Raw genomic sequence first — 22115 nt, 5'->3', positions numbered from 1 at the left:
ACATTCTCCTTACTGAACGGTTTCCGGACGCACATGGCGTGCGGCAAACATCAGCGCGCCGGACAAGAAGCATGGCAGCGCGCCGAACCACAGCGCGGCGGTCTGCCAGTCACTGCCGGCGGACAACACCTGGGTCGCACCAAAGCCCGCGACCACGGCACCAATCGGGCCCATGGCATGGATGATCGCGCCGCCGGTGGCGCGGATGCTGGTGGGGAAACTTTCACTGATAAAGAACAGCGCCGCCGAGTACGGCCCGATCAGGAAGAACAGGCCCAGGCTGTACAGCCCGACCACCATCGGCATATTGCTTGGGCCAAACAGCATGCCGGCAAACGCCAGGCCGCCGAGCATCCAGCCCAGGCCGATCACATTGCGGCGGCCGATCTTGTCGCCCATCCAGCCGTGGCTGAGGTAGCCGCAGTAACCCACCAGGTTCGACAGCACGAGGATGATCAGCGAGTTCTCGAACGAAATGTGGTGCACGCTGACGATCACCGAGGTGCCAAGCACGCTGAACACCTGGATCGCTGCCCAGTTGAGCAGCAGCGCAGCGCCGATCACCAGGGTGGCGCGACGGGCCGGGCCACGGAAGGCCGCCTTGAGACCGGCCTTGCTGTGTTCGTCGTAATCCACGCCGTAGGTCACGGCAACGTTTTGCGCTTCGGTCACCGCACCGCTTTTACGCAGTTGGCTGATGCGCTGGTGGATCTGGAACTGCGGGCTCTCCTTGAGCTTGCGCGCCATGATCGCGATGACGATGGCCGGGATCGCGGCGAAGATGAAGCAACCCTGCCAGCCGATGATCGGCAGCAACAGCGCGGTCAAGCCGGCGGCGATCAACGCACCGACCGGCCAGCCGCCCTGCACCAGGCTGTAGATGAAGCCGCGGCGCTTGGTCAGGCGCGGGTCTTCCGAGGCGCCATACAGCTCGGTCAAATAAGTGGCGTTGACGGTTTCTTCGGCATACCCCAGGCCGCCCAGCGAACGGATCAGAATCAGCGGCGACTTGCCCCACGCGCCGCCAATGGCGGTCAGCGCCGAGCACAGTGCGGAACCGGCCACGGTGAAAATAATCCCTTTGCGCCGCCCCAGCTTGTCGACGATCGGCCCAATGGCCAAGGCGACAACGGCGGTACCCACCGCCACCCAGGTCGCGATTTCAGCCTGCTCCACTTCACCCCAGCCAAAGTGTCGGCCGATCTCCGGCAGCAAGGTGCCGAACAGGATGAAGTCGTACACCGCAAACACCCAGGCGAAAAACGCGATCCAGGTGGCGAAGCGCACTTCCTGGGACGTCAGTTGCCGGGGTTTCCAGCCAGTCAGGTCAAGCTTGTTGTAGATGGACATAATCGCGCCTCGGGAGGTGGGGGCTGCTTGGGTTGGGATCAGGTACGCGGTTGGCGGCGGATAAAGTCGTCGGCGATTTCGTCGAAGGTGACGAAGCGCACGCCGGCATGGCTCTGGATGTGTTCGATCAAGCGCTCGAGCATCAGCAGCACTTGCGGGCGGCCGGACACGTCGGGATGGATGGTCATGGTGAACACCGCGTGTTCGTGCTCGCGGTAGACCCAGTCGAACTGGTCGCGCCACATTTCTTCGAGGTGGCGCGGGTTGACGAAGCCGTGGCTGTTGGGGGCTTTCTTGATGAACATCATCGGCGGCAGGTCGTCGAGGTACCAGTTGGCCGGGATCTCCACCAGGTCGGTTTCTTCGCCGCGCACCAGGGGTTTCATCCAGGTGTCGGGGTGCTGGCTGTAGTCGATCTTGGTCCAGCTGTCGCCCTTGCGTACGTAGTAGGGGTGGAAGTCGTTGTGCATCAGGCTGTGGTCGTACTTGATGCCTTTTTTCAGCAACAGCTCGTTGGTGACCTTGCTGAATTCCCACCACGGCGCGACGTAGCCGGTGGGGCGTTTGCCGGTGACTTGGGTGATCAACTCGATGGATTTATCGAGGACGATTTCTTCCTGCTCGGCGGTCATCGCAATCGGGTTTTCGTGGCTGTAGCCATGCACGCCGATTTCGTGGCCGGCGTCGGCCACGGCCTTCATCTGCTCGGGGAAGGTTTCCATCGAGTGGCCGGGGATAAACCAGGTGGTGCGCAGGCCGTAGCGTTCGAACAGTTTGAGCAGGCGCGGCGCACCGATTTCACCGGCGAACAGGCCGCGGGAGATGTCGTCGGGCGAGTCTTCGCCGCCGTAGGAACCGAGCCAGCCGGCGACGGCGTCGACGTCGACGCCAAATGCACAGAGGATGTCTTTAGCCATGGTGTTTCTCCTTAAAGGTTGAGGACGGATTCGACGGACAAGGCCGCGCGCAACAGCCGCGCGTCTTCTCCGCTCGGGGCGCTGAGCAGCAGCCCGGTGGGCAGGCCCTGGGCATCGCGACCGCTGGGTAAGCTGATGCCCGGCATGTCGAGAAAACTGCCGGGCATGGTCAGGCGCAGAGTGGCGAGGTTGGTTTTGACGAACAGTTCGTCATCGGCCTCAAGCGGTGCCAACGCCGGGGCGACATGGGCAACGGTGGGGGTGATCAGGATCGCGCCGTCAAGCGCATCGAGCAGTTGCTGTTGCAGGCGGCGGCGTGCGTCGGTCAGGTGGATCAGTTGGCTGGCCGGCAATCCGCGCGCGGCTTCAAGGCGGCGGCGCACGCGGGGGTCGAGGTGTTCGGCGTCAGCACTGTCGAGCAGGGCCTGGTGCAGGGCGAAGGCTTCGAACGCGCCAAGCCAGCCTTGGTGCTTGATCAAGTCCAGGGTGGCCTGGAACGGGGTGCTTTCACGCTCTTCAATCAGCGCACCTTCGGCCTTCAGTCGCTCAACGGCACGCAGCAGGTTGTTGCGCACCGCAGGCTCCACGTCGGCCAGCACGCCTTGTTCCAACACAAAACGCTGCCCTTTCAGGCGGCGGGCACTGTGCTGCCGGGCACGGCCATGGAGCAGGTCGTCGATGGCCAAGGCATCGCGCACGCTGCGGGTCAACGGGCCAAGGCTGTCGAGGGAACGGGCCAGGGGAAACACACCGTCGCGGCTGTAGCGTCGGCTGCTGCTGCGGTACCCCACCAGGCCGTTGAGCGCTGCCGGAATGCGGATGGAGCCTGCGGTGTCGGTGCCCATGGCGATCGGCACGATACCGGCCGCGACCGCCACCGCCGACCCGGACGACGAGCCCCCGGGAATGCGTGCCTGGTCGGTGCCATGGGGATTGTGCGGCGTGCCGAAATGCGGATTCAGGCCCAACCCGGAATAGGCGAGTTCGCTGAGATTGGTCTTGCCGACGCTGACCATCCCGGCACGGCACAACAGGCCCACGCTGGGAGCATCGAGCAACGCGGCGGGCGCAGTGCGGCGGTAGGCGGCACCGGCGGTGGTGATGCTGCCGGCTACGTCGAACAGGTCTTTCCAGGCCAGGGGCACGCCATCGAACACGCTCAAGGGCTGGCCGGCACGCCACCGGGCGGCGGACGCTTCGGCTTCACGGCGGGCGCGTTCGGCGGTCAGGGCAATAAATACGCTGGTCGCGCGGCTCGCTTGATCGAGTGCCTGTTCAAGGGCTTGCACCGGGTCGCTGCGACCGCTGGCGAAATCCTCGGCCAGTGAAGTGGCGTCTGACATCACGGAAACCTCATAAAACGTACATATTAATAAAATGTACATTTTACAAAGGCAGCTTTCGTGCCAGTCTCTGCGTAGCGCTTGTGGCGCGATTACGCATTCTTACCCAGAGCTACGGGATAGATGGTGTTGATCGATGGAAAAAAATGTGCGCCCCACTTGCGAAGCGCTCCCAATGAAATAATGTATCTTTTATTAATAAGTACATTTTGGTGCAGAAAAGTAACATTCCTACATTCAAGGCCCCAAAAAAGTGCCACCGACGTGGCGCAGGGTGACAGGCGCAACTTATGAGAGAATCCCCGGCCATCGTCCTACATGCCTTTGAGAAATCGATGAAAGCAGTGTCCGCCTCGGCCTCCCGTTACGCGATGATTCACCAGGTGTTGCGCGACGCGATCGTCAATGGCACCGCCCGCCATGGCCTGGTATTGCTCGAAGCGCCCCTGGCCGAGCTGTTCGGCACCAGCCGCGTTCCGGTGCGCAAAGCGCTGGACCTGCTGCACGCTGAAGGCCTGATCTGCCGCTTCAACGGCCGGGGTTACCTGATCAACCCCGAAGGCCTGACCATGGAGCCGCTGCGCCTGCCCCTGAGCCATGCGCATCTGGGCCTCAATGGCGAGGCCGAACTGGTGGACACCCGGCCGCTGGGCGAGCGCATCGTCGAGGAAATCGGCGCGGCGCTGTCCACCTGCATCGCCTTTGGCCATTACCGCCTGGATGAGCAAGCCGCCGCCGACCACTACGGCGTCAGCCGCGCGGTGGTGCGTGAAGCGCTGATGCGCCTGCGCGACCGCGGCCTGGTGGAAAAAGAGCCCTATTCCCAATGGTTGGCGGGGCCCTTGACCGCGCGGGAAGTCACCGAAGATTACGAACTGCGCGCCTGCCTCGAACCCGAAGCCCTGCGCCAGAGTGCCCCGAACCTCGACCGCGACATGCTGGAAGCCATGCTGCAGCGCGTGCTGGATGCCCAGGACAGCCCCCAGTGCAGCCTGGAAGCCATCGAGCAGATCGAAGAGGACCTGCACCAGCGCTGCCTGGCCGGCCTGCAGAACCGCAAGATTGCCGCGCTGATTCGCCAGGGCCAGAGCCCGATGATCATCAGCCGGATTTTTTACCGATTGCTGGGGATCGGCGCCGATCCGGCGATGCTCGCCGAACATCGCTTGATTCTGGAGCTGCTGCTGCATGGCGCATTCGATGCGGCGGCGTTGAACCTGCGCGAGCATCTGCAACGAGCGCGGCAACGGATGTTGCAGCGCTTGAAAGTCCTGTCGGTGCTGCCAGAACAGCCACTCCCCGCTTACCTCCACAAAATCAGCTGACCCATATTGACCAATGTCGCCGCAGTAATTTCCTGCAATATGTTGCTATCTCACCCCCACCATTGAAACCACTGCTACCCCGCCCCATCTAAGCTGCATACTTCCTGATGCAGGTGCCCCATGAGCGACCAGCAAGAATTCCCTGATTACGACCTCAACGATTACGCCGACCCCGAAAACGCTGAAACCCCTTCGTCCAATACCGGCCTGGCCCTGCCTGGGCAAAACCTGCCGGACAAGGTCTACATCATCCCGATCCACAATCGGCCGTTCTTCCCGGCGCAAGTGCTGCCGGTGATCGTCAACGAAGAGCCATGGGCTGAGACCCTGGAGCTGGTGAGCAAATCCGACCATCACTCCCTGGCCTTGTTCTTCATGGACACGCCACCCGAAGACCCGCGCCATTTCGACACCTCGAGCCTGCCGCTGTACGGCACCCTGGTGAAGGTACACCACGCCAGCCGCGAGAACGGCAAGCTGCAATTCGTCGCCCAGGGCCTGACCCGCGTGCGCATCAAGACCTGGCTCAAGCACCACCGCCCACCGTACCTGGTGGAAGTGGAATACCCGCACCAGCCGAGCGAGCCGACCGACGAGGTCAAGGCCTACGGCATGGCGCTGATCAATGCGATCAAGGAACTGCTGCCGCTCAACCCGCTGTACAGCGAAGAGCTGAAGAACTACCTCAACCGCTTCAGCCCCAACGACCCGTCGCCCCTCACCGACTTCGCCGCCGCGCTGACCTCGGCCACCGGTAACGAGCTGCAGGAAGTGCTGGACTGCGTGCCGATGCTCAAGCGTATGGAAAAAGTCCTGCCGATGCTGCGCAAGGAGGTGGAAGTCGCACGCCTGCAAAAAGAACTCTCCGCCGAGGTGAACCGCAAGATCGGCGAACACCAGCGCGAGTTCTTCCTCAAGGAACAGCTCAAGGTCATCCAGCAGGAACTGGGGCTGACCAAGGACGATCGCAGCGCCGACGTCGAACAGTTCGAGCAACGCCTGGAAGGCAAGGTGCTGCCGGCCCAGGCGAAAAAACGTATAGATGAAGAACTGAACAAACTGTCGATCCTCGAAACCGGCTCGCCGGAATACGCCGTCACGCGCAATTACCTGGACTGGGCCACCTCGGTGCCCTGGGGCGTGTATGGCGAGGACAAACTCGACCTCAAGCACGCACGCAAGGTGCTGGACAAGCACCATGCCGGCCTGGATGACATCAAGAGCCGCATCCTCGAGTTCCTCGCGGTGGGCGCCTATAAAGGCGAGGTCGCTGGCTCCATCGTGCTGCTGGTGGGCCCGCCGGGCGTGGGCAAGACCAGCGTGGGCAAGTCCATCGCCGAGTCCCTCGGGCGGCCGTTCTATCGCTTCAGCGTCGGCGGCATGCGCGACGAGGCCGAGATCAAGGGCCATCGCCGCACCTACATCGGCGCCCTGCCGGGCAAGCTGGTGCAGGCGCTTAAAGATGTCGAAGTGATGAACCCGGTGATCATGCTCGACGAGATCGACAAGATGGGCCAGAGCTTCCAGGGCGACCCGGCTTCGGCACTCCTGGAAACCCTCGACCCGGAGCAGAACGTCGAATTCCTCGACCACTACCTGGACCTGCGCCTGGACCTGTCCAAGGTGCTGTTCGTGTGCACCGCCAACACCCTGGACTCGATCCCCGGCCCGCTGCTGGACCGTATGGAAGTGATTCGCCTGTCGGGCTATATCACCGAAGAAAAAGTCGCCATCGCCAAACGCCACCTGTGGCCAAAACAGCTGGAAAAAGCCGGCGTGTCGAAAAACAGCCTGAGCATCAGTGACGGCGCCCTGCGTGCACTGATCGACGGGTACGCCCGTGAAGCCGGGGTGCGCCAGTTGGAGAAACAACTGGGCAAACTGGTGCGCAAGGCGGTGGTCAAGCTGCTGGACGAGCCGAACTCGGTGATCAAGATCGGCAACAAAGACCTGGAAAGCTCCCTCGGCATGCCGGTGTTCCGCAACGAGCAGGTACTGTCGGGTACCGGCGTGATCACCGGTCTGGCCTGGACCAGCATGGGTGGCGCGACCCTGCCGATCGAGGCGACCCGTATCCACACCCTCAATCGCGGCTTCAAGCTCACCGGGCAGTTGGGTGAGGTGATGAAAGAGTCCGCCGAAATCGCCTACAGCTACATCAGCTCAAACCTGAAGTCGTTTGGCGGCGATCCGAAGTTCTTCGACGAGGCCTTCGTGCACTTGCACGTACCGGAAGGCGCCACGCCGAAGGACGGCCCGAGCGCCGGGGTGACCATGGCCAGCGCGCTGCTGTCCCTGGCGCGCAACCAAGCGCCGAAAAAAGGCGTGGCCATGACCGGTGAACTGACGTTGACGGGGCATGTGCTGCCGATTGGCGGGGTACGCGAGAAGGTGATTGCGGCGCGGCGCCAGAAGATCCACGAGCTGATTCTGCCGGAGCCGAACCGTGGCAGTTTTGAAGAGTTGCCGGAGTACCTGAAAGAAGGCATGACCGTGCACTTTGCCAAGCGCTTTGCGGATGTGGCGAAGGTGTTGTTCTGATAGAGCGCTAGCGCCTGAACTGGCCTCATCGGGGGCAAGCCCCCCTCCCACACTTGAATGTGTTCACACATCAACATGTGGGAGGGGGCTTGCCCCGGTACAAACCGGGGACATCGTTTACATTTCTAACCGGGGACATGGTTTACAGGCTAATACGCATGATCAGGAGGTAACTGATCATGCCCTGGAACCAAGAGTCCCCCATGAATCAAAGAATCAAGCTGGTAGCTGATTGGCTTTCTGGCAACTTCACTAAAAGCCAGTTGGCACGCCGCTTTGACGTTAGCCGACCTACCGTCGATAAGTGGATTGCCCGGCACGACGGCGATTTGAGGTCTTTATCCGAACTGTCCCGGCGACCTCACAACAGCCCAAATAAAACCGACGACGAGATTTTGGCCCGTGTAGTCGCGATGAAGGAGGCTCACGATAAATGGGGGCCGAAAAAGCTTCTCGAGCTATTACGGCTGGAAGATCCCTCCGTCACCTGGCCCTCTCCAAGTACGGCCGGTCAATGGCTTGACCGACTTGGGCTCGTCAAAAAGCGGCGCTTCAAACGCCGACACAGCATCTCCCACGCACAAATGCGAAAGGCCGACGAACCTAACAAGACGTGGTGTGCTGACTACAAAGGGCAGTTCAAGATGCTTAATGCTCAGATGTGCTTCCCTTTGACCGTCACAGACCATGCGTCGCGGCTGATTTTAGCGTGCAGGGCCCATCCCAAGATCATGACCCAGCCTGTAAAACAGGCCTTTGAGAGGCTTTTTCAGGAGTACGGCATGCCGGAAGTTATCCGTTCGGACAACGGGGTACCGTTCGCCTCTCCTGGCCTGGCAAGAATCTCCACACTGGCAGTTTGGTGGATTCGGCTGGGTATTTATCCCGAGCGAACCATGCCGGGAAGACCCGCCCAGAATGGTCGCCATGAACGAATGCACCGTAGCTTGAAACTTGAGTTGCCCTTGGGGAAAAACTTAGTCGAGCAGCAGCTTTTGCTGGAGCATTTCAGGCATGAGTTTAATTACGTACGCCCTCACGAAGCGCTCGGCATGAAAAGTCCGGGAGACTTGTATGTGCCGTCCACCCGAATTTATCCAGGATGCTTGCCCGATGTGGAATATCCGGCAGAAATGAAAGTTCGAAGCGTCAGGCAGGACGGATCGATCAAGTGGAACGGCAAGTTGGTATTTATCAGCGAGGCGCTGTCCGGGGAAAGGATAGGGCTCAAAGAAGCTGAAGATGATGCTTGGGATTTGTACCTGTGTGATTATCCCTTGGGGAGGCTTGGACGAGGTATGACCCGCGTCCAGGCCTCAAATGTGTAAACGATGTCCCCGGTTTCAGATGTAAACGATGTCTACGGTTCTACACCCCGATGGCGTGAGTGGCCGCAACCTGTATCCTGCTTGTAACACCCTGTCTTATCTTCGGTTATGCTCGGTCTTCGTCGCCAAACAACGGAGCCTCCATGACCGCTGCCCGCCTGCTTCTCCCCCTGAGCCTTTGCCTGCTCGCCGCCTGCGCCAGTGCGCCGAAGCAAAACGTCACCGTGGAAGAACAGGGCGCTTGCCCGCTGCAACTCAAGACCGGGCAAAACCTGATCCTCACCCTGCCAAGCAACCCCACCACCGGCTACCGCTGGGCCATCCAGGATTCCGCCGGTGGCGTACTGCGTGCGCTGAGCCCCGAGGTGTACAGCAGCTCGGAATCCGGTGTGATCGGCGGCGGTGGCCAGTCCACCTGGCGCTTCCAGGCATTCACGGCCGGCCAGGGTCGTTTGCGCCTGACATCCCAGCAACCCTGGGAACCGGAAGCCGAGCCCGCCGAGACCTTCGATTGCGCCATTACGGTGAACTGATATGCCATGGCTGATTCTTGCGTTGATGGGCGCAGGCACCTTTATCTACGGCCTGAGCACCCATGCCACGTTGCTGTGCCTGCTGGTCAAGCCGCTGCCGGTGCTGGCGCTGCTGGGCTGGCTGCATGATGCGCCGCCGACCGACTACCGACGCTGGATCAGCCTCGGGCTGATTTTCTCCCTGGTCGGCGATGTATTGCTGGCCTGGCCGGGCGACCTGTTTATCTTCGGCCTCGGCGCCTTCCTGTTTGCCCACCTGGCCTACCTCAAAGCCTATTGCAGCGACTGTCGCCGTCTGGCGCTGCTGCCGTTGGTATTGGCGCTGGGCGTGGGCGCGATCCTGCTGGGCATCCTGATCTCCCACGGCCTTGGCGAACTGCTGGTACCGGTGGTGATTTACGCACTGGTGATCAGCGCCATGCTCTGGCGCGCGCTGGCACGCGTGGGCAGCGATGTACCGAAACGCTCGGCGCTGCTGGCGGCGGCGGGCGCGGTGTCGTTTGTGTTTTCCGACACGCTGATCGGTATCAATCGGTTTGTGCTGTCGTTCGACGCCGCGCCGTATTTGTTGATCGTCACCTACTGGCTCGGACAGTGGGGCATCACCGCCTCGGCTTTCCATCAGACAACCCGCGCACACGAGGGCCAACTTGGCTAAAATGCCGGCCTTTCCCCTTCGTCGCCGGAACAACCGTGAGCAAAGAACCCGATCGCCTATTCGCCCAGCCCCTGCCCCAGGTGCCGGACTTCGCCTTTAACGAGGACGTGGTGCGGGTGTTCCCGGACATGATCAAGCGTTCGGTGCCCGGTTACCCGACGATTGTCGAAAACCTCGGTGTACTTGCGGCGCAGTTTGCCCAACCGCACAGCGTGCTCTACGACCTGGGCTCGTCCCTGGGCGCAGTGACCCAGGCCTTGCGCCGTCATGTGCGCACCGACGGTTGCCGCGTGATCGCGGTGGATAACTCGGCGGCCATGGTCGAGCGCTGCCGCGAATACCTCAATGGCCAGGACTCGATGTTCCAGGAGCTGCTGCCGGTCGAGGTGATCGACGGCGATATCCTCGCGTTGCAGTTCCAACCGGCCTCGGTGGTGGCGTTGAACTTCACCCTGCAATTCATCGCCCCGGATGAGCGCCTGGCGTTGCTCGGGCGTATCCGCCAGTCGTTATTGCCCGGCGGCGCACTGATCCTTTCGGAAAAGCTGCGCTTCAATGACCTGGAAGAGCATGCGCTGCTCACCGACCTGCATATCGCGTTCAAACGCGCCAACGGCTACAGCGAACTGGAAATCGCCCAGAAGCGCAGCGCCATCGAAAACGTCATGAAGCCCGACAGCCTCGAAGAACACCGCGAACGCCTGCTGGCGGCCGGGTTCTCGAAAGTCGTGCCGTGGTTCCAGTGTCTTAACTTTGCCTCGTTGATTGCCCTGCCATGATTGATCTGTCCCCCCTCGCCCGCCATCTGGTCGGTACCCCGCTGGCCGTATGGGCCCAAGGCCTGCAAGCGCAGCTCGATAGCAAGATGGAAAAGGGTCATGGCGACCTGGAGCGTTGGCAGAGTGCCCTGGACGCGCTGCCAAAGATCCAGCCCAGCGAAGTCGACTTGCTCAAAGGTTTGGTGCTGGACACCGATTGCGACGACACCACCCGCGCGCAGATGCACACCGCGCTGATGGGCTTGAGCCCGTGGCGCAAGGGCCCGCTCCACCTGTTCGGCGTGCATGTGGACACCGAATGGCGCTCGGACTGGAAATGGTCGCGTGTGGCCCCGCACCTGGACCTGAAGGGCAAGCGTATTCTCGATGTCGGTTGCGGCAACGGTTACTACATGTGGCGCATGCTCGGCGCCGGGGCCGACAGCGTGATTGGCGTCGACCCGAACTGGCTGTTCTTCTGCCAGTTCCAGGCCGTACAGCGTTACCTGTCCGAACCCAAGGCCTGGCACCTGCCGTTCCCGTTTGAAGACCTGCCGGCGAACCTGGAAGGCTTCGACACGGTGTTTTCCATGGGGGTGTTCTATCACCGCCGCTCGCCCATCGAACATCTGCTGGCGCTGAAGGACACCCTGGTCAAGGGTGGCGAACTGGTCCTGGAAACCCTGGTGGTGGAAGGCGACCAGCAACAGGTACTGGTGCCGGAAGACCGTTATGCGCAGATGCGTAACGTGTGGTTCCTGCCGTCGGTGCCGGCACTGATGCTGTGGCTGCGGCGTGCGGGGTTCAGTGATGTGAGGTGCGTGGATGTGAGCGTGACCACGGTGGAGGAACAGCGCGGAACGGAGTGGATGAAGTATCAATCCCTCAGCGACTTCCTCGATCCGCAGGATCACAGCAAGACGATTGAAGGGCTGCCGGCGCCGATGCGGGCGGTCATCATCGCCACGAAGTAAGTTTTCCGTCTTGTTATGACTACCTAGGCGATAGTTGTAAAAACGCTCAAAAATTCTTATGAAATTCTGATAGTTTCGTACAGGTCAGATGAGTCAACAGGGCGTAACAGAGATAGGAAAAACGCGAAATATCGCGATATCGTATACATACAGGGGACGTTCATCGTGAAAATAAAAGAGCTGACGCTGACAAATTATCGTCGTTTCAGTGATTTCAAAATAGACTTCCACCCCCAAATTACGGTGTTAGTAGCACGTAACGGGGCGGGTAAATCGAGCGTATTGGATGCTCTTGCAACAGCATTTGGCCTTTTTCTTTCGCGGCTTCCCGGCGTATCCGGCATAAGTCCTCGGGATGCCGACTTTCAGGTAAACCCCGACGGAAGCAAGCCCCCTTACATGCGAATCAAATGTGAAAGCACTGAGGGATTGTTGTGGGACCGGACCGAAAAACGAGACCAAAGTAAAAAAACAGCTCAGCAGATTCCACCGGCTGTCGGGCAAAAAAACCTAATGGATCATGCAGACCAATTTATTGATGCCACCAATGAGGGTCGAGACTTCGCGTTACCAGTATTTATCTATTACGGCACTGGCAGGGGTGTTTTCGGCGTACCGCAACGCAAGAAAGACTTCAAAAAGACATTCAACCGATTTGACGCTTTTGATGGCGCCCTGCAGAGCCACACCAACTTTAAACGCTTCATCGAATACTTCTACTATCTAGAAGACCGCGAAACTCAGGTACATAAATCTCAACGTTCATTTGAGTTCGAACAACCTGAACTAAGAGCGATTCGAATGGCAATTAAAAGGTTGATGCCAGGCTTCAGCAATCCTCGTAGCGTTTACCCCGCAGGCCTTATGGTGGACTGGTCAGTGGCCGGCGTAATAAAGCCACTGAGGATCGAGCAACTAAGCGATGGTTATCGCACCACGTTAGCAATGGTAATGGATATTGCAGCCCGCATGGCGGAAGCCAATCCTAATAGGCCCGACCCTCTAAATACCGAGGGTGTCATACTTATTGACGAAATAGATCTGCATCTACATCCTGGTTGGCAGCAGACCATTTTACCGGACCTGATTGAAACATTTCCAAATATTCAGTTTATTGCCACTACCCACAGCCCTCAGGTGGTAAGCACAGTCCCCGCCGAGTCCCTACGCGTCATTGACTGGATTGGCGATAAACCACAAGTTTTTCCCGTCGAGTTTTCCGAAGGCGCAGAGGCCCAACAGATGCTCAAAGATGTACTGGGCGTGCATCCAAGATCGCCCAGAGTGGAAATCGTAGGTGATTTGGAGGAGTATCAGCGTTTGGTTGCCAATGACCAATGGGATACGCCTGAGGGAAGGATACTGAAACAAAAGTTGGATGAGTGGGGAGCAGAATATGAACCTGAGCTTATACGACTGCAGATGGATATCCGACTAAAGGAAATGGACTTGAACAAATGAAAAAAACCCTAAAGGATAGCGTGACACCTCCACTACTAGAAGCTTATATAAATACGAAGCCCCAAAACGAATGGAATCAATTCACGAAAAACTCTGCGCGCCGTGACCAAATCCACAAAGCACTGAGATCAGATCAAGGCAGTGTATGCGCCTATTGCGAAATCGACTTAATACCAGCTAACAGTAAAGGGTCGGCGGACTTCAGGGTTGAACACTTCCACCCAAAATCCGACAAAACCACGACTCGCAATTGGGGACTAGAGTGGAACAACCTTTTAGCAGTTTGTCACGGAGGTTCCAGAAAAGATGTCGTAGATGCTAAAGCACGTCATACAAAGCCCTATACATGCGACGTCCCCAAAGCAAACAATATTTGGGATGACGTTATACTAAACCCCCTAAATCTCAAGTCTGGCCCATGTCTCTTCAAATTTGACCGTAGCACAGGGCTATTTCTGTTGATGTCAATAACTGCGCGCAATCCATTATTGATCCAGCCAGAGCACAGGCTACCATCGACAAGCTCAATCTCGATAGTCCTAGGCTTCAAAACATGCGCAGAGTCGCGCTCAACACAATTAATGAAAGCTTCACAAAATACGTTAACGCTGGTATCTCGGACGAACACACCAGGGCTACTCTAGCCAGGATATTCATGAGACGGGATAAAAGTAATAATTGGCAGCCATTCTTCTCGGCAATCCGCGGCTATCTTGGAGACGCTGCGGAAGACCAGCTCAAAGCAGACAGTTTCGAGGGTTGAAGTGTATTTTAATGCTGTCGGCGGGCCTTGAAGAATTCGCTCAGCACCGCGCCGCACTCCTCGGCCAGCACACCGCCTTCAAACAACACCCGATGATTCAAAAACCCCTGGGTAAAGAACTGCCCCTGGCTTTGCACAATCCCCGCCTTCGGCTCCAACGCGCCATACACCACCCGCGCGATGCGTGAATGCACGATCAGCCCGGCGCACATACTGCACGGTTCCAGGGTCACGTACAGCGTACTGCCCGGCAGGCGGTAGTTGCTGACAGCCTGCGCGGCGGCGCGGATGGCGACCATTTCGGCATGGGCACTGGGGTCATTGCCGCTGATCGGGCAGTTGAAGCCGCGACCGATGATGTCACCGTCCTGCACCAGCACCGCGCCCACCGGCACTTCGCCCAGCGCCGCGCCTTGGGCGGCAAGTGCCAGGGCTTCGCGCATGAAATCCTGGTCGCGGCTGCGGTCGATGATCGCCGTGGGGCGAAACTGGCGCATCACGCCACCTCGATGGCGGCCATCAGGCCGGTTTCCATATGGTCGATCACGTGGCAGTGGAACATCCACACCCCGGGGTTATCCGCCACCAAGGCCACGCGGGCGCGTTCGTTCTTGCCCAGCAGGTAAGTGTCGGTGAAATACGGGATCACCTTGTGGCGGTTCGAGGCGATCACCTTGAAGCTCATGCCGTGCAAGTGGATCGGGTGCTGGTACTGGGTCATGTTCTTCAATTCGAAAATGTAGCTCTTGCCTTTTTCCAGCTTGGCAATCGGGCGGTCGGCGCAGGTCTTGTCGGTGATGTCCCAGGCCTGGCCGTTGATCTGCCAGAGGCTCGGCGGCTTGCCATTATCGACATTCACCGACACTGAACCGACCCACTCGAAATTGAAGTTGAGTTTCTCCGCATTGGCCAGGTCCGGCTCGGCAATCGGGTTGGCGGGCAATGCCGGCGGCCATTCGGTCGGTGCATCGGTGTTGGCGACTGAGCGGAAAGTGCCCAGGCGCACCGGGCCGTTGCGGATCGACAGTTCTTCACCCGCCGGCGGCGCCTTGATCGCCAGGCAGATGCGCATGCCCGGACCCAGCCAGTATTCCTTGCCCAGCGGGCGTGGTTCGACGGGGTTGCCGTCCAGCGCGTAGATCTGCGCTTCGACGTCGGGGATGTTGATGCGATAGGTCAGGGTGTTGTCGAGGTTGAGCAGGCGCACACGGGTGATCTGCCCGGCAGGCAGGTCGATCACCGCCTGGGATACGCCATTGATGGTCGACAACCGCCCGGCCGTACCCCCGCGCGCGGCCTCACGGGGAATGCTGAAGGCGACAAAGGTGCCCTCTTCGTCCACATGCCAGCTCTTCAGGCTGAGGGTGCGTTCGTGTTTGAACCCGGTGGGTTCGCGTTCTTCAATGATCAGCGGGCCGACCAGGCCGCGGCCGAGTTCTTCGCTGCTGTTCACATGGGGGTGATACCAGTAGCTGCCGGCGTCGGGCACGCGGAATTTGTAGTCGAAGTATTCGCCGGGCAGCACCGGCAGTTGCGAGACGTAGGGCACGCCGTCCATTTCCAGCGGCAGGCGAATGCCGTGCCAGTGGATCGTGGTAGCGACCGGCAGGTGGTTGATAAAGCGCACCCGCAGCCACTCACCCTGGCGCACGCGCAACTCGGTGCCCGGTGCCGAAGGGCCGAAGGCCCAGGCCTGGGTCTTGTGCCCCGGCACCAGTTCTACGTCGAGCGGCGCGGCGATCAGTTCGTAATCATGCCCCGCTTCGGCTTCGGCGACTTTCCCCAGCCAGTAGCGGTAGGCGCCACCGGCACCGACGCCCACTACGGCCAGGCCTGCAAGACCACCCAGGATTTGTCGACGGGAAAAGGATCGGGACACAACAACCTCACGTATCTGCCGCAGGCACAGGGCCTGCAAAGGGCAGATACGATACACCTGCATTGGCTAAACAGTAAGGCTTCGCATTGCCGCAGTTGCTGATTTCATTGGGTCGCGGGGCGAGCACGCTTTTTGTGGTGAGCGGGCTTGCCACAGGAAGCACAGCAGAGCTTGCGCTGCGGTATCAGGCCTTGGCAGCAGCCAGAATCAGCGCCTTCATCTCGGCCACGGCACCTTTGAACCCGACAAACAGCGCGTGGGCCACCAGCGCGTGGCCGATGTTCAGCTCGTTGATGCCCTTGATCGCAGCCACCGCTTCGACGTTGTGATAGTGCAGGCCGTGGCCGGCATTGACGATCAGGCCTTCATTAAGGCCGCAGTTCACACCGTCAATGATGCGCTGCAGTTCATCCGCCACTTCGGTCGGTGTGGTGGCGTCGGCGTAACGGCCGGTGTGCAGTTCGATGGCCGGCGCGCCGACACGGCGGGACGCTTCGATCTGGCGCTCGTCGGCGTCGATGAACAGCGAGACTTCGCTGCCGATCTTCGACAGCCGCTCCACGGCGGCCTTGATCCGCGCTTCCTGGCCGGCGACGTCGAGGCCGCCTTCGGTGGTCAGTTCCTGGCGGGTTTCCGGGACCAGGCAGATGTGCGCCGGGCGAATACGCTCGGCGAAGGCCATCATTTCTTCGGTGACGCCCATCTCGAAGTTCATGCGGGTTTGCAGCACGTCCTTGAGCAGCAGCACATCGCGCTCCTGGATGTGGCGGCGGTCTTCGCGCAGGTGCACGGTGATGCCGTCGGCACCCGCTTCTTCGGCGTCCAGCGCAGCCTTGACCGGGTCAGGGTAACGGGTGCCCCGGGCCTGGCGCAGGGTAGCGACGTGGTCGATGTTGACGCCAAGAAGAATGCGATTGCTGGTGGTCACGGAAGCGCTCCTGAAAAGGGGAAGAAACGCTGCACAGCATACACGGGGATGTCAGGGCTTTCGAAACAACTCGCGACTGACCAGCGGCCGTCCGCCCAAGTGCACGGCCAGGGCCTGGCGCATCAAGCGCTTGGCGGCGGACAAGGCGCCGGGTGCGCTCCAGTCGGCCTCGCTCATGGCCAGCAGCTCGGTGCCCTGGAACAGGCCCGGTTGCAGCAGGTACACACGTTCCAGACCCGCATCCACCTGAAGGCGGTACATGCCGTCGGCGGCGATGGGGTCGCCGTGCAGGTCGTTGTGCAGTTCGAAGCCGTAGCCCAGGTCGTCAAGCAGGCGCCATTCGAAGGCGCGCAGCAGCGGCTCCAGGGGGCGACCTTCTGCCAGGGCCAGCAAGGTGGCGGCGTAGTGATCGAAGACCGCCGGATGCGGGTCTTCGGCGGGCAACAGGCGGATCAGCAGTTCATTAAGGTAGAGGCCGCTGAACAGTGCATCGCCATTGAGCCAGGCGGACGTGCCGACGCTTTCCAGGCGGCCGACGTTTTTCAGCTCGCCCTTGCCGCGAAACTCCACGTCCAACGCCACGAAGGGGCGCGCCAATGTCCCCGCCTTGCCCCGCGCGCTGCGCAACACCGCGCGCAGGCGGCCTTGGGGCGTGAGGAAATCCACCAGGGCGCTGGTCTCGCGGTAGGCGCGGCTGTGCAGCACATAGGCGAGTTGGCTGGTGGGTGGGGATTGGGACATGGGTTCTCTATCTTGAAAACAACACAAACCTAATGTGGGAGGGGGCTTGCCCCCGATGGCGGTGGTTCAGTCACTTATCTATTAACTGACCCACTGCTATCGGGGGCAAGCCCCCTCCCACATTTTTTGCCCTGCGGTGCCCTTACAGGTCGCCGTAGCCGAGGGAGCGCAACGCGCGCTCATCATCGGACCAGCCGCCTTTAACCTTCACCCACAGGTTGAGCATGATCTTGGAATCGAACAGCAATTCCATGTCCTTGCGCGCTTCGGTGCCGATGCGTTTGATGCGCTCGCCCTTGTCGCCGATGATGATTTTCTTCTGGCCGTCACGTTCGACGAGGATCAGTGCATGGATATGCAGGGTCTTGCCCTGCTGCTTGAACTCTTCGATTTCAACGGTGATCTGGTACGGCAGCTCGGCGCCCATCTGGCGCATGATTTTCTCACGCACCAGTTCGGCGGCGAGGAAACGGCTGCTGCGGTCGGTGATCTGGTCTTCCGGGAAGAAGTGCTCGTTCTCCGGCAGGTAACCGGCGATCACGCGCTCCAGGGCTTCGAGGTTGTGCCCGTGCTGGGCCGAGATCGGCATGATCTGGGCGTTCGGCAGTTGCTCCTGCAGCCAGCTCAGGTGCGGCATCAGCTCGGCTTTGTCTTCGATACGGTCGGTCTTGTTCAACGCGACGATCAAAGGGCCGGTGACGTACTGCACACGCTCGAGGACCATCTGGTCTTCGTCGGTCCACTTGGTGCGGTCGACCACGAAGATCACCACGTCCACGTCTTTCAACGCCGCCGAGGCCGTCTTGTTCATATAGCGGTTAAGGGCTTTCTCGCCGCCCTTGTGCATGCCCGGGGTGTCGACGTAGACCGCTTGCACGCTGCCTTCGGTCTTGATGCCCAGCATGTTGTGGCGGGTGGTCTGCGGCTTGCGCGAGGTGATCGCAAGCTTCTGGCCGAGGATATGGTTCAGCAGCGTGGACTTGCCCACGTTCGGGCGGCCGACGATGGCAACATAGCCACAGCGTGTTGCGGTTGAATCAGTCATGGCCATTCTCCACGCCCAGGGCAATCAGTGCTGCAGCGGCCGCTACCTGTTCGGCAATACGACGGCTCACACCCTGACCTCGGCTTTTTTCATTCAGTAAGGTGATTTCACATTCCACGAAGAACACGCGGCAATGGGGCTCACCCTGGATATCCACCACTTCGTAGCGTGGCAGGTCGCAACCGCGCGATTGCAGGAATTCCTGCAGGCGGGTCTTCGGATCCTTGTTGGTGTCGACCAGCGTGAGGCTTTCGATCTCGGAGGTCAGCCACGCGGTGACGCGCTCCTTGGCCGCTTCCATGCCGGCATCGAGGTAGATCGCGCCGATCAACGCCTCAAGCGCATCGGCCAGGATCGACTCACGGCGGAACCCGCCGCTCTTCAACTCGCCGGAACCCAGGCGCAGGTACTCACCCAGGCCAAAACCACGGGCCAGTACGGCCAGGGTCTCGCCCTTTACCAGGCGTGCGCGTAAACGCGACAGCTGACCTTCACGGGCTTGGGGGAAGCGCTCGAACAACGCTTCACCGGCGACGAAATTGAGGATGGCATCACCGAGGAATTCCAGGCGTTCGTTATTACGCCCTGCAAAGCTGCGGTGTGTGAGGGCAAGGACCATCAATTCCTGATCCTTGAAGGTGTAGCCGAGCTGGCGCTCGAGACGACTTAGAGAAACGGTCACGGTTTACCCATATCTGTGTGGTGGCACCGGCGGCCATCGACGATTGACGCAGTGTTCAAATTCAAATCCTGTTGGTATTGCACGGGGACGGAAAATGTCCAGGCCCCAGAAAAGCATTCGGCGCTGTGTGCACAGCGCCGCTTGTATTACTTGATCAGCCCGACCCGCGAGAAGTTCGGCAGGTGGCTGAGCTTGGGTTCCGGCCAGCTCATCCAGACCGCAAAGGCCTTGCCGACGATATTCTGGTCGGGAACCATGCCCAGCAGGTCCTTGGGAATGCTGGGGTCATCCCAGTAACGGCTGTCATTGGAGTTGTCGCGGTTGTCGCCCATCATGAAATAGTGCCCGGCCGGCACTTTCCACTCGCCATCAGGCATGGCGCGGTAGCGGCTCATTTCCTTGCGGATTTCGTGCTCTACCGCACCGAGTTTTTCCTGGTACAGCTCGGCACTGCCCAGGCTGTTCGGTTCGGAACCGATCAGCTTCTCGGCCACCGACTCGCCGTTGATGAACAGGCGCTTGTCGCTGGTGTAGCGAATCACGTCGCCCGGCAGGCCTACCACACGTTTGATGTAGTTGACGTTCGGGTCGCTCGGGTAGCGGAACACCATCACATCGCCGCGCTGTGGATCACCGACTTCGATGACCTTCTTGTCGATCACCGGCAGGCGAATCCCGTAGGAAAACTTGTTCACCAGGATGAAGTCGCCCACGTCCAGGGTAGGTTTCATCGACCCCGACGGGATCTGAAACGGCTCCACCAGGAACGAGCGCAGCACCAGCACGATGAACAACACCGGGAAGAACGACTTGCCGTATTCAACCAGCAAAGGCTCTTTGTTCAGCTTCTCGATCACCATGCCGTCGGGCTGGCTGACGCTGCCCTGATAGGACGCGATAGCCGCCCGTCGACGCGGGGCGAAGAACACCAGATCGAGCAACGCCAGGAGACCGCAAACGGCAACGGCGATGACCAGCAACAGCGGGAAATTTAGCGACATAGGACCTAACTATCCAACCTGAGCACCGCAAGGAAGGCTTCTTGTGGAATTTCCACGTTGCCCACTTGCTTCATGCGTTTTTTACCGGCCTTTTGCTTCTCAAGCAGCTTGCGCTTACGGCTGACGTCACCACCGTAGCATTTGGCCAGTACGTTCTTTCTGAGTGCCTTGACGGAGGTTCGCGCAATGATCTGCCCGCCAATGGCGGCCTGGATCGCGACGTCGAACATCTGGCGCGGAATCAGTTCTTTCATCTTCTCGGTCAACTGGCGACCTTTGTAGTGCGCGTTGTCCTTGTGCACGATCAGTGCCAGGGCATCGACCTTGTCGCCGTTGATCAGCACATCCAGTTTCACCAGATTAGCCGATTGGTAACGGTCGAAATGGTAATCCAGCGAAGCATAGCCGCGACTGGTGGATTTGAGACGGTCAAAGAAGTCCAGGACCACTTCGTTCATCGGCAAATCGTAGGTCACTTGCACCTGGGTACCGAGGAACAGCATGTCGTGCTGCACGCCACGCTTTTCGATACACAGGGTAATGACGTTGCCCAGGTGTTCCTGCGGCACAAGGATATTGGCCCGCACGATCGGTTCGCGCATGTCTTCGATGGAAGACAGGTCTGGGAGCTTGGACGGGTTGTCGACGTAAATCGTTTCACCGTTTTTGAGCAGCAGCTCGAAAATAACCGTCGGCGCGGTGGTAATCAGGTCCAGGTCGTACTCGCGCTCCAGGCGCTCCTGGATGATTTCCATGTGCAGCATGCCGAGGAAGCCGCAGCGGAAGCCGAAGCCCAGGGCGTCGGAGCTTTCCGGGGTGTACTGCAACGACGAGTCGTTGAGGGTCAGCTTTTGCAGGGCTTCGCGGAAGTCTTCGAAGTCGTCGGAGCTGACCGGGAACAGGCCGGCGTAGACCTGCGGCTGGATGCGCTTGAAGCCCGGCAGCACGTCGACGTCAGGGGTGGAGCTCAAGGTCAGGGTGTCACCCACCGGCGCACCGTGGATGTCCTTGATGCCGGCGATGATGAAGCCTACTTCACCGGCTTTCAGATCAGTGGTCGCGGTGTGCTTGGGGTTGAATACACCGACGCTGTCCACCAGGTGGATCTTGCCGGTGGACTTGACCAGGATCTTGTCGCCCTTCTTCACACGGCCGTGGCGCACGCGTACCAGGGACACAACCCCCAGGTAGTTGTCGAACCAGGAGTCGATGATCAACGCTTGCAGCGGATCTTCGTAGTTGCCGGTGGGGGCTGGAATGGTCTTGACCAGACGCTCGAGCACTTCGTCGACGCCCAGGCCGGTCTTGGCGCTGCACTCGACGGCGTCGGTGGCGTCAATGCCGATGATTTTTTCGATTTCTTCTTTTACGCGGTCCGGATCGGCCTGTGGCAGGTCGATCTTGTTCAGCACCGGCATGACTTCCAGGCCTTGCTCGATGGCGGTGTAGCAGTTGGCCACGGACTGGGCTTCAACGCCCTGGCCCGCGTCCACCACCAGCAGCGCACCTTCGCAGGCCGCCAGGGAGCGGCTGACTTCATAGGTGAAGTCCACGTGGCCCGGGGTGTCAATGAAGTTCAGCTGATACTTGATACCGTCTTTGGCGGTGTAGTACAGGGTAACGCTGTGGGCCTTGATGGTGATCCCGCGCTCGCGTTCGAGGTCCATGGAGTCCAGCACCTGGGCTTCCATTTCACGCTCGGCAAGGCCGCCGCACATCTGGATGAATCGATCGGCCAGCGTCGACTTACCATGGTCAATGTGGGCGATGATGGAGAAATTGCGGATATGACTCAAATCACTCACGGATCAACACTCAAAAAGGCTGCAGGCAGATTGCCCGCTGAAAAATAGCCGGGAATTGTACCTGATGCTCAGGCCGGGCGTCA

Annotated in this window: 20 protein-coding genes; 9 read left to right on the top strand and 11 right to left on the bottom strand. The window is 59.9% G+C overall.

The window, feature by feature from the left end:
• Nucleotides 1-9: 9 nt before the first annotated feature.
• The 3 genes from NIBR502773_RS20960 to NIBR502773_RS20950 are packed head-to-tail and all read right to left on the bottom strand — an operon-like array spanning nucleotide 10 to nucleotide 3610.
• Nucleotides 10-1350, bottom strand: coding sequence for an MFS transporter (locus tag NIBR502773_RS20960; protein ID WP_065938643.1), 1341 nt, complete (start codon nucleotides 1348-1350; stop codon nucleotides 10-12).
• A gap of 38 nt (nucleotides 1351-1388) precedes the next feature.
• Nucleotides 1389-2267: a polysaccharide deacetylase gene (locus tag NIBR502773_RS20955; protein WP_003234086.1), complete on the bottom strand. Its 879-nt coding sequence runs from the start codon at nucleotides 2265-2267 to the stop codon at nucleotides 1389-1391.
• A gap of 11 nt (nucleotides 2268-2278) precedes the next feature.
• A complete protein-coding gene (locus tag NIBR502773_RS20950; protein WP_141156847.1) occupies nucleotides 2279-3610 on the bottom strand; it encodes an amidase in 1332 nt (443 codons plus the stop codon).
• A 335-nt stretch (nucleotides 3611-3945) separates the two neighbouring features.
• Between NIBR502773_RS20950 and NIBR502773_RS20945 the strand changes: the two genes are divergently transcribed.
• The 9 genes from NIBR502773_RS20945 (at nucleotide 3946) to NIBR502773_RS31355 (ending at nucleotide 13832) form a co-directional block, all read left to right on the top strand.
• Nucleotides 3946-4935, top strand: a complete 990-nt coding sequence (locus NIBR502773_RS20945; RefSeq protein ID WP_115487680.1) for a GntR family transcriptional regulator — start codon at nucleotides 3946-3948, stop codon at nucleotides 4933-4935.
• Nucleotides 4936-5055: 120 nt separating this feature from the next.
• A complete protein-coding gene (gene lon / locus NIBR502773_RS20940) occupies nucleotides 5056-7476 on the top strand; it encodes an endopeptidase La (protein ID WP_027604652.1) in 2421 nt (806 codons plus the stop codon).
• A gap of 179 nt (nucleotides 7477-7655) precedes the next feature.
• Entirely contained in the window at nucleotides 7656-8804 is a 1149-nt protein-coding gene (locus tag NIBR502773_RS20935) for an integrase core domain-containing protein (RefSeq protein WP_141156846.1), read from the top strand.
• Nucleotides 8805-8947: 143 nt separating this feature from the next.
• Complete coding sequence (locus NIBR502773_RS20930; protein WP_092487281.1) at nucleotides 8948-9337, top strand: protease inhibitor I42 family protein; 390 nt, start codon at nucleotides 8948-8950, stop codon at nucleotides 9335-9337.
• 1 nt (nucleotide 9338) lies between these two features.
• Nucleotides 9339-9995, top strand: a complete 657-nt coding sequence (locus tag NIBR502773_RS20925) for a lysoplasmalogenase (RefSeq protein ID WP_141156845.1) — start codon at nucleotides 9339-9341, stop codon at nucleotides 9993-9995.
• A 35-nt stretch (nucleotides 9996-10030) separates the two neighbouring features.
• The gene (cmoA, locus tag NIBR502773_RS20920) at nucleotides 10031-10774 is read left to right on the top strand and encodes a carboxy-S-adenosyl-L-methionine synthase CmoA (protein ID WP_065926593.1); all 744 of its coding nucleotides are present in this window, start codon (nucleotides 10031-10033) and stop codon (nucleotides 10772-10774) included.
• Complete coding sequence (gene cmoB, locus NIBR502773_RS20915; protein ID WP_141156844.1) at nucleotides 10771-11727, top strand: tRNA 5-methoxyuridine(34)/uridine 5-oxyacetic acid(34) synthase CmoB; 957 nt, start codon at nucleotides 10771-10773, stop codon at nucleotides 11725-11727. The genes cmoA and cmoB overlap by 4 nt, the downstream gene beginning before the upstream one ends.
• A gap of 165 nt (nucleotides 11728-11892) precedes the next feature.
• Complete coding sequence (locus NIBR502773_RS20910; protein ID WP_141156843.1) at nucleotides 11893-13188, top strand: AAA family ATPase; 1296 nt, start codon at nucleotides 11893-11895, stop codon at nucleotides 13186-13188.
• A complete protein-coding gene (locus NIBR502773_RS31355) occupies nucleotides 13185-13832 on the top strand; it encodes a retron system putative HNH endonuclease (protein WP_141156842.1) in 648 nt (215 codons plus the stop codon). The genes NIBR502773_RS20910 and NIBR502773_RS31355 overlap by 4 nt, the downstream gene beginning before the upstream one ends.
• 127 nt (nucleotides 13833-13959) lie before the next feature.
• Here NIBR502773_RS31355 and tadA read toward each other — a convergent pair whose 3' ends face one another.
• From tadA to lepA, 8 genes are all read right to left on the bottom strand, one after another.
• A complete protein-coding gene (tadA, locus tag NIBR502773_RS20900) occupies nucleotides 13960-14448 on the bottom strand; it encodes a tRNA adenosine(34) deaminase TadA (protein WP_141156841.1) in 489 nt (162 codons plus the stop codon).
• Entirely contained in the window at nucleotides 14448-15830 is a 1383-nt protein-coding gene (locus NIBR502773_RS20895) for a multicopper oxidase family protein (RefSeq protein ID WP_141156840.1), read from the bottom strand. The genes tadA and NIBR502773_RS20895 overlap by 1 nt, the downstream gene beginning before the upstream one ends.
• 184 nt (nucleotides 15831-16014) lie before the next feature.
• On the bottom strand, nucleotides 16015-16758 hold the full coding sequence (gene pdxJ, locus NIBR502773_RS20890; protein ID WP_065906925.1) for a pyridoxine 5'-phosphate synthase: 744 nt from the start codon (nucleotides 16756-16758) through the stop codon (nucleotides 16015-16017).
• A 51-nt stretch (nucleotides 16759-16809) separates the two neighbouring features.
• A complete protein-coding gene (gene recO, locus NIBR502773_RS20885) occupies nucleotides 16810-17499 on the bottom strand; it encodes a DNA repair protein RecO (protein WP_141156839.1) in 690 nt (229 codons plus the stop codon).
• Nucleotides 17500-17641: 142 nt separating this feature from the next.
• On the bottom strand, nucleotides 17642-18544 hold the full coding sequence (era, locus tag NIBR502773_RS20880; RefSeq protein WP_027604661.1) for a GTPase Era: 903 nt from the start codon (nucleotides 18542-18544) through the stop codon (nucleotides 17642-17644).
• Nucleotides 18537-19226, bottom strand: coding sequence for a ribonuclease III (gene rnc, locus NIBR502773_RS20875; RefSeq protein ID WP_027604662.1), 690 nt, complete (start codon nucleotides 19224-19226; stop codon nucleotides 18537-18539). Before rnc ends, era begins: the two co-directional genes overlap by 8 nt.
• Before the next feature lie 146 nt (nucleotides 19227-19372).
• The gene (lepB, locus tag NIBR502773_RS20870; protein ID WP_027604663.1) at nucleotides 19373-20227 is read right to left on the bottom strand and encodes a signal peptidase I; all 855 of its coding nucleotides are present in this window, start codon (nucleotides 20225-20227) and stop codon (nucleotides 19373-19375) included.
• Between the two features lie 5 nt (nucleotides 20228-20232).
• The gene (gene lepA / locus NIBR502773_RS20865) at nucleotides 20233-22032 is read right to left on the bottom strand and encodes a translation elongation factor 4 (protein ID WP_027604664.1); all 1800 of its coding nucleotides are present in this window, start codon (nucleotides 22030-22032) and stop codon (nucleotides 20233-20235) included.
• Between the last annotated feature and the right edge of the window lie 83 nt (nucleotides 22033-22115).

Source organism: Pseudomonas sp. NIBRBAC000502773 (assembly GCF_006517195.1).
GTDB lineage: Bacteria > Pseudomonadota > Gammaproteobacteria > Pseudomonadales > Pseudomonadaceae > Aquipseudomonas > Aquipseudomonas marginalis.
Note: the sequence above shows the minus strand (reverse complement) of the source record. Positions and strands in the feature narration are given on the sequence as shown.

Bases quoted from the DNA above. Each gene is read 5' to 3' on its own strand.
- NIBR502773_RS20960 (WP_065938643.1), bottom strand. From the start codon at position 1,350: ATGTCCATCTACAACAAGCTTGACCTGACTGGCTGGAAACCCCGGCAA.
- NIBR502773_RS20955 (WP_003234086.1), bottom strand. From the start codon at position 2,267: ATGGCTAAAGACATCCTCTGTGCATTTGGCGTCGACGTCGACGCCGTC.
- NIBR502773_RS20950 (WP_141156847.1), bottom strand. From the start codon at position 3,610: ATGTCAGACGCCACTTCACTGGCCGAGGATTTCGCCAGCGGTCGCAGC.
- NIBR502773_RS20945 (WP_115487680.1), top strand. From the start codon at position 3,946: ATGAAAGCAGTGTCCGCCTCGGCCTCCCGTTACGCGATGATTCACCAG.
- lon (WP_027604652.1), top strand. From the start codon at position 5,056: ATGAGCGACCAGCAAGAATTCCCTGATTACGACCTCAACGATTACGCC.
- NIBR502773_RS20935 (WP_141156846.1), top strand. From the start codon at position 7,656: ATGCCCTGGAACCAAGAGTCCCCCATGAATCAAAGAATCAAGCTGGTA.
- NIBR502773_RS20930 (WP_092487281.1), top strand. From the start codon at position 8,948: ATGACCGCTGCCCGCCTGCTTCTCCCCCTGAGCCTTTGCCTGCTCGCC.
- NIBR502773_RS20925 (WP_141156845.1), top strand. From the start codon at position 9,339: ATGCCATGGCTGATTCTTGCGTTGATGGGCGCAGGCACCTTTATCTAC.
- cmoB (WP_141156844.1), top strand. From the start codon at position 10,771: ATGATTGATCTGTCCCCCCTCGCCCGCCATCTGGTCGGTACCCCGCTG.
- NIBR502773_RS31355 (WP_141156842.1), top strand. From the start codon at position 13,185: ATGAAAAAAACCCTAAAGGATAGCGTGACACCTCCACTACTAGAAGCT.
- tadA (WP_141156841.1), bottom strand. From the start codon at position 14,448: ATGCGCCAGTTTCGCCCCACGGCGATCATCGACCGCAGCCGCGACCAG.
- recO (WP_141156839.1), bottom strand. From the start codon at position 17,499: ATGTCCCAATCCCCACCCACCAGCCAACTCGCCTATGTGCTGCACAGC.
- era (WP_027604661.1), bottom strand. From the start codon at position 18,544: ATGACTGATTCAACCGCAACACGCTGTGGCTATGTTGCCATCGTCGGC.
- lepB (WP_027604663.1), bottom strand. From the start codon at position 20,227: ATGTCGCTAAATTTCCCGCTGTTGCTGGTCATCGCCGTTGCCGTTTGC.